The 16,240-nt window shown below is 71.4% G+C and carries 12 protein-coding genes; 7 read left to right on the forward strand and 5 right to left on the reverse strand.

Annotation, left to right across the window (positions count from 1 at the left end):
- Positions 1 to 89: 89 nt before the first annotated feature.
- From ACFVS6_RS19580 to ACFVS6_RS19590, 3 genes are all read left to right on the forward strand, one after another.
- Complete coding sequence (locus ACFVS6_RS19580) at positions 90 to 2,015, forward strand: hypothetical protein (RefSeq protein ID WP_389705293.1); 1,926 nt, start codon at positions 90 to 92, stop codon at positions 2,013 to 2,015.
- Between the two features lie 82 nt (positions 2,016 to 2,097).
- Positions 2,098 to 2,994, forward strand: a complete 897-nt coding sequence (locus tag ACFVS6_RS19585) for a metal-dependent hydrolase (protein ID WP_389705294.1) — start codon at positions 2,098 to 2,100, stop codon at positions 2,992 to 2,994.
- On the forward strand, positions 2,991 to 4,034 hold the full coding sequence (locus tag ACFVS6_RS19590) for a PDR/VanB family oxidoreductase (RefSeq protein ID WP_389705296.1): 1,044 nt from the start codon (positions 2,991 to 2,993) through the stop codon (positions 4,032 to 4,034). The genes ACFVS6_RS19585 and ACFVS6_RS19590 overlap by 4 nt, the downstream gene beginning before the upstream one ends.
- Positions 4,035 to 4,082: 48 nt before the next feature.
- Here the strand turns inward: ACFVS6_RS19590 and ACFVS6_RS19595 are convergent, their stop codons facing one another.
- Positions 4,083 to 4,577 (reverse strand): hypothetical protein, encoded by a 495-nt coding sequence (locus tag ACFVS6_RS19595; RefSeq protein WP_389705298.1) that lies wholly within the window; start codon positions 4,575 to 4,577, stop codon positions 4,083 to 4,085.
- 217 nt (positions 4,578 to 4,794) lie between these two features.
- On the opposite strand from ACFVS6_RS19595, the gene ACFVS6_RS19600 reads away from it, so the two are divergent.
- Both ACFVS6_RS19600 and ACFVS6_RS19605 read left to right on the forward strand, forming a co-directional pair.
- Positions 4,795 to 5,547: a TetR/AcrR family transcriptional regulator gene (locus tag ACFVS6_RS19600; RefSeq protein WP_389705300.1), complete on the forward strand. Its 753-nt coding sequence runs from the start codon at positions 4,795 to 4,797 to the stop codon at positions 5,545 to 5,547.
- Positions 5,548 to 5,572: 25 nt separating this feature from the next.
- Complete coding sequence (locus ACFVS6_RS19605) at positions 5,573 to 6,109, forward strand: GNAT family N-acetyltransferase (protein WP_389705302.1); 537 nt, start codon at positions 5,573 to 5,575, stop codon at positions 6,107 to 6,109.
- Here the strand turns inward: ACFVS6_RS19605 and pulA are convergent.
- The 4 genes from pulA to ACFVS6_RS19625 form a co-directional block, all read right to left on the reverse strand.
- Complete coding sequence (gene pulA, locus ACFVS6_RS19610; protein WP_389705303.1) at positions 6,096 to 11,543, reverse strand: pullulanase-type alpha-1,6-glucosidase; 5,448 nt, start codon at positions 11,541 to 11,543, stop codon at positions 6,096 to 6,098. The genes ACFVS6_RS19605 and pulA overlap by 14 nt on opposite strands.
- Positions 11,544 to 11,633: 90 nt before the next feature.
- Positions 11,634 to 13,358, reverse strand: coding sequence for a carbohydrate-binding module family 20 domain-containing protein (locus ACFVS6_RS19615; RefSeq protein WP_389705305.1), 1,725 nt, complete (start codon positions 13,356 to 13,358; stop codon positions 11,634 to 11,636).
- Between the two features lie 537 nt (positions 13,359 to 13,895).
- Complete coding sequence (locus tag ACFVS6_RS19620) at positions 13,896 to 14,132, reverse strand: hypothetical protein (protein WP_389705307.1); 237 nt, start codon at positions 14,130 to 14,132, stop codon at positions 13,896 to 13,898.
- Entirely contained in the window at positions 14,125 to 14,304 is a 180-nt protein-coding gene (locus ACFVS6_RS19625; RefSeq protein WP_389705309.1) for a hypothetical protein, read from the reverse strand. The genes ACFVS6_RS19620 and ACFVS6_RS19625 overlap by 8 nt, the downstream gene beginning before the upstream one ends.
- 141 nt (positions 14,305 to 14,445) lie before the next feature.
- On the opposite strand from ACFVS6_RS19625, the gene ACFVS6_RS19630 reads away from it, so the two are divergent.
- Both ACFVS6_RS19630 and ACFVS6_RS19635 read left to right on the forward strand, forming a co-directional pair.
- Positions 14,446 to 15,699 (forward strand): multiprotein-bridging factor 1 family protein, encoded by a 1,254-nt coding sequence (locus ACFVS6_RS19630; protein ID WP_389705311.1) that lies wholly within the window; start codon positions 14,446 to 14,448, stop codon positions 15,697 to 15,699.
- Positions 15,700 to 15,713: 14 nt separating this feature from the next.
- Complete coding sequence (locus tag ACFVS6_RS19635; protein WP_389705312.1) at positions 15,714 to 16,079, forward strand: hypothetical protein; 366 nt, start codon at positions 15,714 to 15,716, stop codon at positions 16,077 to 16,079.
- The last annotated feature ends 161 nt before the right edge of the window (positions 16,080 to 16,240 follow it).

Below are 16,240 nucleotides of genomic sequence, written 5' to 3' on the forward strand. Positions count from 1 at the left end.
GGGGCGTGCGCGTTCCGGGGCGCCGGGTTCGTCCGAACGTGTGCGCTGGGGACGGGTGACCATCCGACGAATCGCTCGTTCTGCTGAACGTGACTGCGCCGGATACCGCCACCCGCCCCCTGCCTCCCGACGTCGAGCAGGCCGAGGCCGCCATCGTCGAGCACTACCCGCGGCTGGTGCGGCTCGCCTATCTGGTGCTGCCGCCCTCCCTCGGCCGCAACCGGCGGGTCCTGACCGCCCATTCGCTGGCCCAGCGCGCCCTGCCGCGCGGCCGGCGCGCCGCGGCGGCCGACGCCGCCCAGGTGCGCGGCGGGGTCCCCGCGCAGCGCGACGGGGCGGACGGGCCCGAGTCGGGGTACGCGTACGTCCGGCTGCGGGTGCTGCGTTCCGCCCTGGAGGCGGGGATCCCGCTGAGCTTCCGGGCGCTCCCGCTGCGCGGGCAGCTGCCGCCACTGCTCCCCCAGGTGTGGGGGTTGCGGCTGTTCCCGAGGTCGGGCGGGGCCGAGGAGCTGGCGCTGGACCAGTGGTTGGCCACGTTGAACGGGCCCGGTCGGGCGGCGTGCGTCCTGCGGGCGTTGGAGGGGTTGGCCGAGCCGGACGTGCTCCGGGTGCTGACCGAGGCCGGGGTCGCCGATCCGGCCGCGGCCGTCGCCGAGTCCGGGGATCCCGCGCACGACGGCCTGTTCGCGTCCCCCGAGTTCGATCCGTGCGTGCTCCAGGCCCGGCCCACCGACCTGCTGCGCCGGCGGCGGTTCACCCGCGCCGGGCTGGCCGCGGCCGCGGCCCTCGCGGTGTGCGGGGCGCTGCTGGCGCTACCGGGTGGCGGTTGGGGCTCCGACGGGCCGGCGGCTCCGCCGTACGCGCTGAACGCGGCGGCGGAGCAGGCGTTGGACCCCGGGCAGCTGGTGCGGGCCCCGGCGACGCTGTGGCGCACGTCGTCCCGTACCGACTACTCGGCGTGGCCGGCGCGCGGCGACCGCGCCGACGACAAGGAGTTGCTGCGCCGGGCGCTGGCCGTGTGGGCCCGACCGGGGAAGTCGGTGGTGGTCTCGGCGACGCCGGCGACGCCGTCCGGGCCGCCGATGGGGCCGCCGCAGCTGCTGTTCGCGGGGGTCGTCGACCAGGCGGTGGTGGTGCTGCTGCACGACGGGCTGCGGGTGGTCCGGTACGCCGAACCGCGCGCCGGGACCGCGGGCGCGGCCCTCGACTTCGCCCGGACCGACGGGGCATCCGCGGACACGGCGACGGGGCTGGTGCTCAGCCGGGTCGACGGCAACGTCCGCTACCTGACGGCCCCCTGGGTCACCGGGGCCGCCCTGCGCGACCTCCTCAAGCCGGGTGAGGCGCCGGTGGCGCTGAAGCTGACGCCGGAGGGGATGACCCCTCCGGTGGGGAGTCCCGCCCCCGGCGGCAGCTGCACCGCCTGGAACGCCATCGCCCTGACCGGTGACGGGGCGACGCGGCTGGTCACGGACCTGGGGGAGCTGACCCCGGCCCGGCTGACGTCGGGTGCGCCGGGTGCCGCGCGGGACGTGTCGGAGGCGGCCGAGCTGGGCGAGTGGTCGCGGATCGCCTGCCTGCTGCCCTCGGTCCGCTCGCACGGGGTGCGCAGCGTCAACGCGTGGACGTACGCGAAGCAGCCGCTGCCCGAGAACGACGGGACGGCGACCTGGTTGTGCACGCGTGCCGAGACCTGGCACGGCGGGTCCGACCGGGTGCAGGCGCAGTTCCTGGCCCCGGGGGCGGCGCTGGCGGCCCAGGCGGCGAAGGCGGAGGGGTCGGCGGCGTGCGGTCCCCGGGAACCGCGGGTGCTCGCCGGGGTGCTGTGGAAGTCCCGCGCGGGGAGTTGGTACGTCCTGGCCGCGGGCAGCGCGCAGTTCGCCTCGCTGTCGGTGTCGGGTGGTGTCAGCGGTTCGGCGACGGGCAACCGGCTGGCCGTGAAGGCCCCGGAGGGCGCGCAGGTCGACCTCTCGGGCAAGCTGACGGACGGCACGAAGGCCGGGGTGTTGCGATAGGGCGCGTCGTCCCGGTGGGGCGGTGGCAGATTGGCGTGCCGGAGGGGTTTTCCTCACCCGTACCCATCAGTACATTGACGCCATGTCTAATACGCCGCTCGTGCCCGCCCCCGTGGCGTCGGAACAGACGGACCTACAGCCGCGGAACGTCTCCTTCTCCTGGCAGGACACCCCGCTCCACTGGCTGCCCGGCGACCCCTTCGCCGGGCACACCATCAACGTGCTGCACCTGCTGCTGCCCGCCGGTGAACGCTGGTTCGTCCACGTCTACAAGCAGGTCCTCCCGTACATCACGGACGAGCGGCTGCGGGCGGACGTCATCGGCTTCATCGGGCAGGAGGCGATGCACGCCGCCGCCCACGACGACGTGCTTCCGCACCTGAAGCGGCTGGGACTGGACCCCACCCCGTACACCGCGCAGGTCGACTGGCTCTTCGAGAAGCTGCTCGGCGACCGGACCCTGCCGCCGGGGCGGGCCCGCAGGTGGTGGCTCATGGAACGGGTCGCGATGATCGCCGCGATCGAGCACTACACGGCGTTCCTGGGCGACTGGATCCTCAACGCCGACGAACTGGACCGGCGCGGCGCCGACCCGACGATGCTGGACCTGCTGCGCTGGCACGGCGCGGAGGAGGTCGAGCACCGCTCGGTGGCCTTCGACCTGTTCATGCACGTGGACGGCAACTACCGGCGGCGCGCCCGGACCTGGGCGACCGCCTTCACGGCCCTGGTGTTCCTGTGGCAGCGCGGCGCCCGCTTCTTCATGGAGAACGACCCGCACCTGCCGGCCGCCAAGGCCTCCCTGGGGCAGTTCTTCCGGGCGGGACAGCAGGGCGTCCTGCCGTCGGCGGGGGCGATGGCGCGGTCGATCCCGACGTACCTCTCCCGTACCTACCATCCCTCCCAGGAGGGATCCACCGCCCAGGCCGAGGCCTACCTGGCCACCTCGCCGGGCGCCAACGGCGGAGTCCGGCCGTGAGGCGGGTCCTGACGGTCACGGCCGTCGCCGGCGCCGCGTACCTCACCCGGCGGGCGCTGAGCGGGCGGATCCGCCGCTCCCCGCTGTGGCCGCTGCCCGCGCTGGAGAACCCGGTGTCGGGCCACTCCCCGCGGCGACTGCTGAGCGCCCTGATCGTGTCCCGTTCGGAACCGGCGCAGGGCGTGCTGCGGCTCGTCCTGGAGTCCCCCGAGCTGCCGGCCTGGGCGCCGGGCGCGCACGTGGACGTCGTCCTCCCCTCGGGTCTGGTCCGCCAGTACTCGCTGTGCGGGGACCCGGCCGAAGCCGGCCGGTACACGATCGCGGTCCGGCTGATCGAGGACGGCCGGGGCGGCTCCCGCGAGGCGCACGCCCAACTGGTGGAGGGCGCGGAGCTGGAGGTCCGCCCGCCCCGCAACCGGTTCGAGCTCGCGCCCGCACCCTCGTACGCCTTCGTCGCGGGCGGCATCGGGATCACCCCGATCCTCCCGATGCTCCGCGCGGCAACGGCCTCCGGCGCCGACTGGACCCTCCTGTACGGGGGTCGCTCGCGCGCCTCGATGCCGTTCCTGCCCGAACTCGCCGCGTACGGGGACCGGGTCACCGTCCTGCCCGAGGACGAGACGGGCCTGCCGGACCTGGGCCCGCTGGCGGCGCTCGCGCCGGGCACCCTCGTCTACTGCTGCGGCCCGGACGCCCTGATGCGGGCCGTCACCGGGGCGGTGGCGGACCCGTCGGCGGTCCGCCTGGAACGGTTCGCGCCGGAAGCGGGCGGCCCGGCGCGCCCCTTCACGGTGGAACTGGCCCGCTCGGGCCGCACCGTGCAGGTCGCGGCGGACGAATCCACCCTGACGGCGGTCCGCCGGGAGCTCCCCAACACCCCGTACTCCTGCGAGCAGGGCTTCTGCGGAACCTGCCAACACCGGGTGCTGGAGGGGGAGATCGACCACCGCGACGAACTCCTCACCGACGGCGAACGCGCGGACTCGATGCTCCTGTGCGTCTCCCGCGCCGCGGCGGACCACCTGGTCCTGGACCTGTAACGGCCGGTGGGGGCCCGGGGCGACCCGCCCCGGACCTCCCGTCCCCGATCACGGCTCGCAGCGGTCGGAGTCGGCCTTCATGAAGTCCGCCCGCTTGACGACCTTGTTGTCACCCACGATGACCTCACCGTCCCCGAGCCCCTCGAACCGGTCCAGGTCGAACGTCACGTCACCGTTCAGCCCACGTCCCGCGATGCCTCCCATCACACCGGCGGAGAAGGTGTCGTCACCGGTCTTGAGATCGGTGAGGGAGGCCTTCGAAACCCTCCATCCATCGGGCGCCCGGAAGAACTCGACCTCGGAGACATCCCGGGTCCCGGGACTGTTCCACACCGACCACCGCGGAGCGCCCTTGTCCGCCGAGACCCCGACGACTTGGGCCACGTACCCCGGGCAGGGTGCGATGAGCACCTTCCCCACACCCCCCGCCGTCCGCTCCACCCCCACGATCTGCTTCGGCGCCGGCGTGCATCCCACCAGTAGCAGGTGGCCAACAACGAGCCCTTTCAGGAAAGACCTGCGAGACCACACTTGATCACCCACCAGTTGCCGAAAACGATCGCGTTCGCGAACGTACGACGACCATCAACTGTCGAACAATGGTGCCGAGTTGGCGGGTTCATGATTGACGGGAAACAGCCCGCTCGATAAATCGCACAAGAGTCCGACATCACCGTGCATGGCGGCGTGCCTGCCGCAGGTTGGAGAGGTGCCCACCCGCTCCGGTCGGGGAACGGGCGGCGCGCAGTAGGGTGTCGGCATGACAACCGGGGTGCGGCGCAGGATGGGAGTCGAGGAGCGGCGGCAGCAGCTGATCGGGGTGGCCCTGGAGCTGTTCAGCAACCGCTCCCCCGACGACGTTTCGATCGACGAGATCGCGGCGGCGGCCGGAATATCGCGGCCGCTCGTCTACCACTACTTTCCCGGCAAGCTCAGCCTGTACGAGGCCGCGCTGCGGCGGGCCGCCGACGAGTTGGCGCAGCGGTTCGTCGAGCCGCACGAGGGGCCGCTCGGGGCGCGGTTGCTGCGGGTCATGGGTCGGTTCTTCGCGTTCGTGGACGATCACGGGCCCGGCTTCTCGGCGTTGATGCGCGGTGGTCCGGCGGCCGGCAGCAGCCGGGCGAACGCGATGATCGACGAGGTGCGGCAGGCCGCCTACGAGCAGATCGTCTCGCACATCGGGGTGCAGGAGCCGCCCGCCCGGCTGGAGCTCGTCGTGCGGTCGTGGGTGTCGCTCGCCGAGTCGACGGCGTTGATCTGGCTCGACGGCCGGCGCATTCCGCGTGCCGAGCTGGAGTTGCAGCTGGTGCACGACTTCGCGGCGCTGGCCGCGGTCAGTGCCGCGTACGACGCGGAGATGGCGGGGATCCTGGGGCAGATCCTCGTGCACGAGCCGGCGGACGGACCGTTCGGGGAGCTCGTGACGCGGCTGGTCGGGTTGGTGCCCGGCAGCGGTACGGCGGCCGGCTCCGGTGAAGGTGACGAGCGCGGCGGGGTGCCCGCGACCGGATGATCACCGCTGTGGCGATAATGCCCGCGTGATCATTGACGACGAGATCCTGTTCCGGCGGGCCGTGGAGAAGGACGTCGGCACGTTGGTCGACCTGTACGACCAGGCCGCCCGGTGGATGCAGAAGCGCGGGATCGAGCAGTGGAAACCCGGCGAGAAGGACGCCGCGCACTTCCTGACGAAGATGCGCGAGGGCGAGGTGTGGCTGGCCGGGGACCCGGACCGGCGGATCGTCGGGGCGTACGAGCTGTGGTGGTCCGACGAGGAGGCCTGGGGGGTTCAACCGCCGGTCGCCGGCTACGTGCACCGGCTGATGGTGGACCGTCGGACCGCGCCGGCCGGGACCGGACGCCGCATGCTCGAACACGTCGAGCGGCGCGTCGCCCGGTCCGGGCTGGCCCGGGTCCGGTTGGACTGCGTCTCCACCAACCCCCGGCTGCTCGCGTACTACCGCAACGCGGGCTACCGGGTGGTCGGGGAGTTCCCCCACAAGGAGGGGCCGGACGGCAGGATCTACGGGGTGATCCTTTTGGAGAAGCGGCTGGACCGGCTCACCGTCGTGTGAAGACGGCGACAGAACGGGCCGGTGCGGTGAACTCCCCCTTCGTCGCCTCGTACCCGGCGGACTTGACCACCGGGTCCGCGCCCGCCCGCTGGACGGGGTGCAGCGCGTACGGGGTGCCCGCGAGGGCGGGTACGCGCTGTCGCTGGACGGCGGGGGTGGCGTTGAAGACGACCACCAGGTCGCCGAGGGTCATGGTGATCACGCCGGGGGTCTCCTCGGGGCCCGAGAGCGGGAACGCCAGCTTCGCCCCGACGGCGTCCGCGGTGGTGAGGCCGAAGACGGCCTCCGTCGTGCGGATCCGCAGCAGGTCCCGGTAGGCGGCCGACGTCGCGGTGATCTCGGCGCAGCCCGGAGCCGGGCCGGTCAGCAGGGGTTTCGCGTACGTCCACTTCGAGCGGTTGTCGGCGGCGGGCGGCAGGCCCCGACCGAAGCCGTTGCCGTCCCGGCAGTCCCAGTGCAGGGCGTTGAACCAGTCGCCGCTGTCGTAGGAGTTGCGGTCCAGGGACTTCGAGCGGAGCAGGTCGGTGCCCGCCTGGGAGAGCGCCGGGCCCTGCGAGAGCGCGGCGGTGGCCATGGCCAGGACCTGCATGCGGGCCTGGTCGGCGGGTGAAGTGCCCTGCGGCAGCTTGAAGGTGAGGGCGTCGGCGAGGGTTTCGTTGTCGTGGGCGTCCACGTAGGCGAGGGCGTCGCCGGGGGCGGCCGCGTACCCGGCCGGGGAGCCGTTGTAGTCGACCTCGGAGCCCTTGACGCGGCGGCCGGTGGTGTCGGTGAAGGAGTACGAGGCGAGGTTCCCGGACAAGCCGACCTTGATCAGGTCCTGGGAGTGCAGGAGCCGGGTGCGCTGCTCGGCGGGGGTGCCGTTGGCCGGGGAACCGTTGGGGGCGGTGAACAGGCCGGTGGCGAAGCCCTGGACGCGCGGGTCCTCGTCGAAGGGCCCGCCGCCGCGGACGGCGTCGCGGGCGCGGTCGGAGAAGGTGGCGATGCCGGTGCCCGCCATGTTCTTCTGCGTGGCCTGGACGAAGCGGGCGTCGTCGGCGACCTCACCGAAGTTCCAGCCCTCCCCGTAGAGGACGATCCTCTTGCCGTCGACGCCGTCCTTGGCGACGGTCAGGGCGTCGAGGGCCTTGCGGACGGCGAGGATGTTCTCCTTCGGGTGGTGGCCCATCAGGTCGAAGCGGAAACCGTCGACCTTGTACTCCTTCGCCCAGGTGACGAGGGAGTCCACGACGAGCCGGCCCATCATGGCGTTCTCGGGCGCCGTGTTGGCGCAGCAGGTGGAGGTGGCCACGCCGCCGTCCGCGAGGAGCCGCTGGTAGTAGCCGGGGACGATGCGGTCCAGGACCGATTTGTCGTCCTGGCCCGCGGCGACGGTGTGGTTGTAGACCACGTCCATGACGGTGCGCAGCCCGGCCCCGTTCAGCGACTGGACCATCCTGCGGAACTCGACCGTGCGGGCGGTTCCGTTCGGGTCGCTCGCGTACGAGCCCTCCGGCACGGTGTGGTGCAGCGGGTCGTAGCCCCAGTTGTACGAGTCCTTCGCGGCGGCGGCCGCCACGCAGGCCTGCTGCTCCTCGCTGTCGGGGGCGTACACCTTGAGGTCGCAGGCGGGTTCGGTGCGGTCGGCGGGCTTCTCGGGGATGGTGCCGATGTCGAAGGCCGGCAGCAGGTGGACGTACGAGGTGCCGGCGGCGGCGAGGTCGCGCAGGTGCCGCATGCCCGCCGAGCCGGTGTCGGTGAAGGCCAGGTACTGGCCCCGGTGGGTGCTGGTGCGGTCCGCGACGGAGAAGTCACGGACGTGCAGTTCCTGGATCTGCGCGGAGGTGAAGGGCACGGCCGCCGGCTTGCGCAGGCCCTTCCAGCCGGGCGGGGCGAGCTTCGGGTCGGCGAGGTCGACGGCGAGGCTGTGCGTCGAGTCGGCGGTGAGGGCGGTGGAGTAGGGGTCGGTGACGAGGTTGCGGACGACCTGGCGGGTGCTGGGCGCCCAGACGGTCACGGCGTACCGGTAGGGCTTGCCGGCCCAGGAGCGTTCGCCGCGCACCGACCAGACGCCGGTGGTGTCGTCGCGGCGCATCGGGACGCTGCGGCCGTCGAGTTCGAGCGCGACCTGTTGGGCGGTCGGCGCCCACACGGACAGGGTGGGGCGGCCGTCCTTGAAGACGGGTCCGAGCGCGGCGTTCGTCGCGTAAAGGTCGTCGAGGACCCCGGCGAGCTGGACGCCGGTGGCGGCGAGGGCGGCTCCGTCGGCGGTGCGGGCGCTCGCGACGAGTTGGCCGCGCAGGGCGTCGCGCACGCGGTCGCGGTCGCGGGGGTCGACGGTGAAGGCCGGGTACGCGGCCAGGTGCGGGAACTTCTGCTTCTGGGCGGCGGTCAGCTCGGAAGGGCTCAGCCGCAGCCAGCCGGCGCCGGCCTCGCGCAGGATGCCGTTGTCCGCCGTGATCCGGCCTTCGCGGGAGGCGAGGAGTTGCACGGACGCGGCCGCTGCGGGTGCCTTCCAGGCGACGGTGTCCCGGTCGATCCAGACGGCTTCGGCCTTGGTGAGGTCGAGGGCGGCGGCCGATCCGGCGGGCTGCGGCAGCAGGTACGTCTGGCGGCCTGCCAGCATCCACACCTCGTGGCCGGTGGCCTTCAGGTCGAGGGACTGGTCGGTGGGGAGGTCCTTCTCGTCGCCCTTGTGGAGGATGTAGCTCAGGCTGGTGGCACCGGGCGCGAGGGGAACCTCGTAGACCGCTCCGTAGGAGTCGAACCGGGCGGGCATCAGCGGCTTCGACCAGTCGGTGGGGTTGGCGGCGCCGGTCCAGACGTGCAGGCCCCAGCCGTCGTGGGCGCCGTCGGGGCGCTGGTGGTGCAGGACGGCCTTCGTCGTGTCCTGCGGCGGTTGGGCGGGGCGGTCGGTTCGGGCGGGTTCCTTGCCCTGTTCGAGCCAGATCTCGCCGGTCCTCGTCACGTCGATGGTGCGGTCGACGGCGACGTCCTTGTTGCCGTCCTTGTCGATGACGAGGTAGCTGACGGAGGAGGCGCCGGGCTTCAACCTGACGTGGGCGAAGGCGCCGTAGGCGTCGCGACCGGTGAAGGCGTGCGTCTCGGGCTGCGCCTTCGACGCCGCGGTCCCGTCCTCCGCCAGATCGCCCCAGGCGGACAGCCGCCAGTTCGCGTAGTCGCCGTCGGGGCGGTTGTAGTGGACGACCGCGTACTCACGTTGGCCGGCGGTCGGGGTTTCCTTCGGCGGCACCTGTCCGGCGACGGACGCGGCGAGCGCGGAGGCCGTGCGTCCGGCCGAGTCGATGACGACGGCCTTGTAGCGCAGGGGCGTTCCGGCCGGGGCCGTGACGTGCTGGGTGACCTTGTACGGGGCGTGGTCGGCGGAGCCGAGGACCTGCCACTTCCCGGTGCCGGTCTGCGCGGCGAACACGACCCGGTTCAGGCCGCCGCCGGTGACCTCGGCGGACAGCTCGACGGTGCCGGTGGCACCGGAGGCCGGGGCCTTCAGGGTGAGCGCGGGTCCGGTGGCGGGCAGGGCGAGCGGGGCGACCGCCTGGAGGACCACCGAGCCGAGCGCGGGCAGCGGGACGGTGAGCTTGCCGGCCGCGGAGGCGCGGACCAGCGCGGTGCCGCCGTACAGGGTGCGGTACTGGGCGCCGGCCGGGGCGTCGATCTCCACGGTGCGGCCCTCGGGGGCGTTGTTCGCGGCGACCAGGTACTCGGTCCGGGTGCGGGCGTCGGTGCGCGCGAAGGCGTACACCGGGCCGTCGGCGAGGCGCTCGCTCTGCACGCCGTCGCGCAGGGCGGGGTGGGTTTTGGTCAGCTTCGAGAGGGCGGCGATCTGCCGGTACAGCGGGTGCTTCGCGTCGAAGGCGTCGCTCGCGTGGGTGCGGTCCGTACCCAGCTGGTCGTCGTCGAGGTAGTCGGCCGTCCGGGAGGCGAACAGGGGTTGGCGGGCGTCCTTGTCGCCGCCCGCTCCGGTGAAGCCCTGCTCGTCCCCGGAGTAGATCACCGGGTTGCCCCGGGAGAGGAACATCAGCTCGTTGGCGAGCCGGTAGCGGTCGAGGAGCTCCTGCTCCCCCGCCCCGGGCCGGTCCTGCTTCAGGAAGGTCCCGAAGCGTCCCATGTCGTGGTTGCCGAGGAAGGTGACCTGCTCGTAGGCGTTCGCCTTGTCGGTGGTGTACCGGTAGTCGTCGGCGAGTACGGAGCCCAGCCGGCCGGCGGCCGCGCCCTGGGAGGCGTAGGCGCGGATGGCGTCCTGGAGCGGGAAGTCGAGGGTCGCGTCGAGGCGGCCGCGGGTGACGTACGGGGAGGTGACGGCGGTGTCGGCGGAGTAGACCTCGCCGAACATGAAGAAGTCGTCGCGGCCGCGTTCGGCGGCGTACGCGTCGAGGGCGGTGGCCCAGCGGGTCCAGAACTCCGTGTTGACGTGCTTGACGGTGTCGATCCGGAAGCCGTCGATCCGGAAGTCCTTGACCCACTTCTCGTAGATCTTCTCCATGCCGCTGACCACCTCGGGACGCTCGGTCCACAGGTCGTCGAGCCCGGAGAAGTCACCCTGCTCGGAGGACTCGCCGGCGAATGTGGAGTCGCCGCGGTTGTGGTACATCGTGGGGTCGTTCAACCAGCCGGGGACCTTGAGGTTCTTCTTCGCGTCGGGCACGAAGGGGGTCCGGGGGAAGGTGGCGGGGCCGGTCTTCGGGAACTTCTCCTTGGCCCTGGCGTCGCTCGGGTCCTTGGCGTCGGTCGTGCCCTTGGCGTCGGTCGTGGCCTTGGCGTCGGTCGTGCCCTTGGCGTCGTTCCTGGCCTTGGCGTCCGCGTAGTCGGCGTCGTCGAAGGGGACGCCGTCCTTGGTCAGGTAGGGGAACGCGCCCTTCGACAGGTAGGAGTGGGACCCCTCGCGGTAGTCGACGACGTCGGCGGTGTGGTTGGTGATGACGTCGAAGAAGACCTTCATCCCCTTCCCGTGCGCCGCGTCGATCAGCTTCTCCAGGTCGGCGTTGGTGCCGAAGTGCGGGTCGACCTGGGTGAAGTCGGTGATCCAGTAGCCGTGGTAGCCCGCCGAGGCGTCCTTGCCCTCGCCCTGGACCGGCTGGTTCTTGAAGATCGGCGCCATCCAGATGGCGGTGGTGCCGAGGCCCTTGATGTAGTCGAGCCGGTCGGTGAGGCCCTTGAGGTCACCGCCCTGGTAGAAGCCCTTGTCCGTCGGGTCCAGGCCCGTCCGCAGGCGGGTGCCGGTCAGACCGCCGCGGTCGTTGCGCGGGTCCCCGTTCGCGAACCGGTCGGGCAGGACGAAGTAGAACTGTTCCCGGGTCAGGTCGTGCCGGGCCGGCTCGGCGGCCAACTTCGCGTCCGGGGGCGGGGCGGGGGCCTGTGCGGCGGCCGCCGCCGGGAGGACGGGCAGGAGCGTCACGGCCAGTGCGGCGGCGAGCGCTCCTGCGACGGGGCGTATCAAGGCGGTTTCTCCTCGGTCACGGGGTGGAGGGCCGCCCGGCGGTGGCGGGTCCGATGGGTGCCGGGCGGCCCTGGTCTGCGGGGCGGCGGCTCAGTTGCGCCAGGTGTCGGTCAGCGTGACCTTGCCGCTCGCGGGGACGGTGGCCGTACGGTTGGCGCCGCTCTCCCAGGTGACGTTCCCGGCGGCGTCCTTGCGCACGTACTTGTAGGCGAAGGCCGCGCCGGCCGGGAGGCCCGCGTCGAGCTTCCACACGGGATAGGCGGTGGGGTCGAGCTTCAGGGCGGACGCCGGGCTCCAGTTGCCGAGCTCGGCGCGGTCCCCGGTGACGTACACGTCCTGACCGGGCACGGTCGTCGCGGTGACGGCGAAGGAGGCGCCCGTCGCCGGGGACGGGTTCTCCGGGGTCGCGGCGCAGGTACGGGCGTTGACGTGCAGGGCGAGCGCGGTGCCCGCGCCGAGGGTCGCGGTGAAGCGGCCCGAGCCGTCCACGGTCACCGCGCGACCGCTCTGCACGTCGCAGTAGGCACCGGCCGGGAGGGAGGTCCGGAAGGTGCTGGTGAACGCGGAACCCTCGTGATTGATGGCCACGTAGGCCTTCGCGCCGCGCCCGAACGCGATCCGGTCGCCGCCGTTGTCCCACCAGTTCGTCACGGACTGACCGCGGGCCGCGTTGCGGAAGCCGACCATCGAGGAGATCTCCCGCCAGGCGTGCTGACACTTCCAGCCGTCCGCGTAACAGGCATTGACCGTACCGCCGTTGGGCGGGCCGGCGTCCTTGTCGGACCACTCGTAGCCGGAGTGCACGTCCGGGGAACCGTAGGGCCAGGCCAGCATGAAGACGTTGGCCAGGGTGTAGGCGGAGCCGTTCTTGTAGCTGAGGGTGTCGCCGACGCGCTCGGTGTCGTGGTTGTCGACGAAGACGCCGCTCTGCCCGGAGGGCATGTGGCCCCAGGCCTCGCCGAAGTTCTTCAGGTGGGCGAGGTTCTCGTTCTGGAAGACGCGCTTGAGGTCGCGGGCGTAGCGGAACTCCTGGACGTCCCCGCTGCCGAGGTACTCGCTCGGGGAGACGGCCTCGCCCGCGCCGAATATGGCCTCCTGCTTCCAGTACACGCCGGGGTTCGTCAGCCGGGACTTGATGTTCGCGAGGTCGCCGGCGGGCATGTGCTTCGCGGCGTCGATCCGGAACCCGTCGACGCCGAGGGACAGCAGGTCGTTGAGGTACCCGGCGATGCGGCCCCGTACGTAGTCCTCCCCCGTGTCCAGGTCGGCCAACTGCACGAGCTCGCAGTTCTGGACGTTGCCCCGGTCCTGGTAGTTGGAGATCGTCGCCCGACAGTCGTCCATGTCGGCGCCGGAGTAGAGGCCCGGGTAGTTGTACTTCGTGTACGAACTCCCGCCGGTCCCGGTGTGGGTGGCGCCCGCGTCCGCCGGGCCGGCCATGTGGTTGATGACGGCGTCCGCGACGACCTTCACGCCGGCGGCGTGGCAGGTGTCGACCATCCGCTTGAACGCGGCCCGGTCACCGAGCCTGCCGGCGATCTTGTAGCTGACGGGCTGGTACGAGGTCCACCACTGACTGCCCTGGACGTGCTCCTGGGGCGGCGAAACCTGGACGTACCCGTACCCGGCGGGTCCGAGGCCGTCGGTGCAGGCCTTGGCGACGGAGTCGAACCGCCACTCGAAGAGCACGGCGGTCACGTCCCGCTCCCCGGGCGCGGCGGCCCGCGCCTGCGGCGCCTGGGCGGTGAGGGTCCCGGCGGCGGCAACTGCGGCGACGGCGAAAAGGGTTGCAGCTCTGGCGGCTCTGACAGGCATGCGGGGGCCTCCTGGCGTAGAGGTGGGGATTGCACGCGACCGTAGGGCCAGGCCGGGAGTGTTGCAAGACTTTGCGCAAGAGGTTGCAGATTTGTTTCCGGGGGTGGGGTACAGGGCCGGTCGGGCCACCGGGGGCGGGATCCAACTCCTCCGGATCAGGGCTGGTTTGGCGGTTTCCCGCCGGTCTCATCGTCTCCCCGTGGCGGGCCGGTCCCTCAAGGGCGCTCCTCCTTCGTCGTCGCGTCGCTTCGCGATGGCCTTCGGCCACCCTTGACCGACCGACCCGCCACGGAAAGCCGAAGACCGACGGGAACCCCCCAAAAGAACGGTCACGGGTCAGAGATGAACAGGGACGGGTCCCTCAGTGACGAGGCGAGGGGTCAGGGGTCGGCCCACCGGGCACACGGGGAGTTCGGAGGGCTGCGGCCGGGCCACGAGCGCGGCCACGAGCCCCTACCCGCCCGCCAGAACGAGGAAATCGACCCAGGGCACGGCAGACGGCCCATACGCTTCAGATCCGTGCGTCCCTCGCCCGGTTCAGCGTCCGCGAGCCGCCTGGGGCGGGTCAGCGGCGGGGGCGAGGTTGGCGACCGAGGTGGTGAATTCCCGACCGGACTCGGCACGAATGTAGGCCAGCTCCATCCAGCGCTCCACTGCCGTGTCCGAAACGTTCTCGTTGATCACGGCCATCAGTTCGCCTTCGACGCCGGAAGCGACATCGCGAACCCGGTGACGCAGGAGCCGATGGGGCACGTACTCGTACCGCTCACTCATCGGCCGACTCCTCAAGGGAGAAGACGAAGAGTTCCCAACCGGCACGTGCCCGCTCAAGCAGTTCCTCGCTGATCCCGAAACACGCTCCCCAGCCCGGGCCGTGGGCCCTCACGAGGGGCTGGAGCCCACCGGTCCCGTCCGAAGGCAGACCCTCCGCGCCATCCATTGCCATGGCTCATCCCTTTTCCGACTCGACGACCCGCTCGCGACAAGTCCAAGGAAACCGACGGAAGTCGGCGGACTCCACAGCATCGATGCGGCAGGCTTGACGCAGATCCGTGCACGAGGTTCCGAACTGCGAGAAGGGACCGGAATGGGACTTGCTGGACGGCGGAAGGCCCTGGGCTACAGTCAGGAGGAACTGGCCGAACTGCTCGGCGTGGACCGTACGACGGTCGGGCGCTGGGAAAGCGGCAAGGTCGAGCCGCAACCACCCCAGCGACGACGCCTGGCAACCACCCTCGGGATCAGCCTCCAAGAGCTCGAAGACCTCCTCGCGCAGCCACGAGCCGTAGGCCTTGAGGCCCCGGGGAAGCAGTGCAGTGACCACCCGACCGCGGGAGACCTCGACGAGATGATCCGCCGCGAATTCCTCCGCATTCTCACGATCAGCGGGGCGCTCTCTTCCTTCCCTTTGGACGATGCCGACGCCCTCCCGGGCGGGGCGGCAAGGGGCACGCCCGCAGACTTCGAGCTGATGAACGCCCACCTTTGGCAGGTCTATCGACTGGCCCGCTCGAAAGGCTCCGTATACACGATCATTCGTGACGAGCTGACGACATTGAACGAGGCTCTGTCCGCCGGCCGAGGCAATTCCCGCCTCCTCCTGAGTGCGGCTGCCGATCTCTTCCAAATGGCAGGCGAAGTCGCCTTCGACAGCAACAGGTACGCCGATGCGGCCGCCTCCTACACGCTCGCGGCCTCCGTCAGCAAGGACGCGGACGCATACGACCTGTGGGCCTGCGCCCTCGTTCGCCACGCCTATGTGGACATGTCCGAGCACCGCTACGGGCAGGCGGCACAGATGCTCGGCGCGGCCGAGCGATTGGCCGGACGAGGAAACAGCAGTCTGTCCACCCGCCAGTGGGTCGCGTCGGTCCAGGCTGAGGCCTATGCGGGCCTTGGTGACCTGAGTGCTTGCGAACGTGCACTGGACCGGGCCGAGAAGGTCCGTGACCTCGCTTCCGACAGCACCAATGGCGGTTGGTTGCGATTCGACGGAACACGACTCGCCGAGGAGAGAGGAGCCCGGTACCTGAAGCTCGGCCGCTTGGACTCGGCAGAGGAGACGCTGAACTCCGCTTTGCATCAAGCCGCTCTGCTCTCCGGACAGTCCTACCGCCGCAAGGGCGTGGTGCTCGCGGACCTGGCCGCCATCGGGGCAAGGCGGCGCGATCCTGAACAGCTCATCGCGTATGGATGGCAGGCCATCCATCTGGCTCAGGCCTCATCATCCGGCTATATCGCCCGTAGACTCCTGGCGCTGTGCGACGAGTTCGGCCCTATGAGACACGACCGTCGCGTGGCAGAGCTGGGAGCGGGCATCGCCATGCTGAACACACCGTGAGGAGAAGGGTCGGCATGCCACAGACCGAAGGCGCACGATTGTTCCGGGAGACGTGGATCGCGGGCGTCCACCAGCACTTTCCCGGGGAACCCAAGCCGGGCTACGTCACACCGTGGTCCGATACGCCGCAGTGGGAACGCGAGGCGGCCGGCTCCGTCTACGAACAGGTACGGCAGTTCGTGAAGCTCAGCGGCGGCCACACGTCCCGATTGTCACGCGAGCAGAAGGGCCGGTTCGTCGCGACGTGCTGGACGGCCCAGATGTACAAGCAGTTCGAGGACCCGAAGCCCGGGTACGTCGCCGACTGGCCCGAACTGCCCACCTGGCAGCAGGAAACCGACTCGGACATCTTCGAGGCCATCGAAAAAGCCGTCGACTGATCCGGTTCTCACCACAGAACGGCCGTAGGACACCAGCCGCGAGAAATACGTAGCGATCCGCCTCGCCCGGTGGGCGGGGCGTGGCCGTGGCCCCGGGAAAGGTACGGCGCGCCCGCATGCCCGGCATGGCAGCGCCCGGTCCCTCGTCTCGTCACTGACGG

It is taken from the genome of Streptomyces sp. NPDC057939, assembly GCF_042887545.1.
Classification (GTDB): domain Bacteria; phylum Actinomycetota; class Actinomycetes; order Streptomycetales; family Streptomycetaceae; genus Streptomyces.

Bases quoted from the DNA above. Each gene is read 5' to 3' on its own strand.
- ACFVS6_RS19615 (WP_389705305.1), bottom strand. From the start codon at position 13,358: ATGCCTGTCAGAGCCGCCAGAGCTGCAACCCTTTTCGCCGTCGCCGCA.
- ACFVS6_RS19630 (WP_389705311.1), top strand. From the start codon at position 14,446: ATGGGACTTGCTGGACGGCGGAAGGCCCTGGGCTACAGTCAGGAGGAA.
- ACFVS6_RS19635 (WP_389705312.1), top strand. From the start codon at position 15,714: ATGCCACAGACCGAAGGCGCACGATTGTTCCGGGAGACGTGGATCGCG.
- ACFVS6_RS19620 (WP_389705307.1), bottom strand. From the start codon at position 14,132: ATGAGTGAGCGGTACGAGTACGTGCCCCATCGGCTCCTGCGTCACCGG.
- ACFVS6_RS19625 (WP_389705309.1), bottom strand. From the start codon at position 14,304: ATGGCAATGGATGGCGCGGAGGGTCTGCCTTCGGACGGGACCGGTGGG.
- ACFVS6_RS19600 (WP_389705300.1), top strand. From the start codon at position 4,795: ATGACAACCGGGGTGCGGCGCAGGATGGGAGTCGAGGAGCGGCGGCAG.
- ACFVS6_RS19585 (WP_389705294.1), top strand. From the start codon at position 2,098: ATGTCTAATACGCCGCTCGTGCCCGCCCCCGTGGCGTCGGAACAGACG.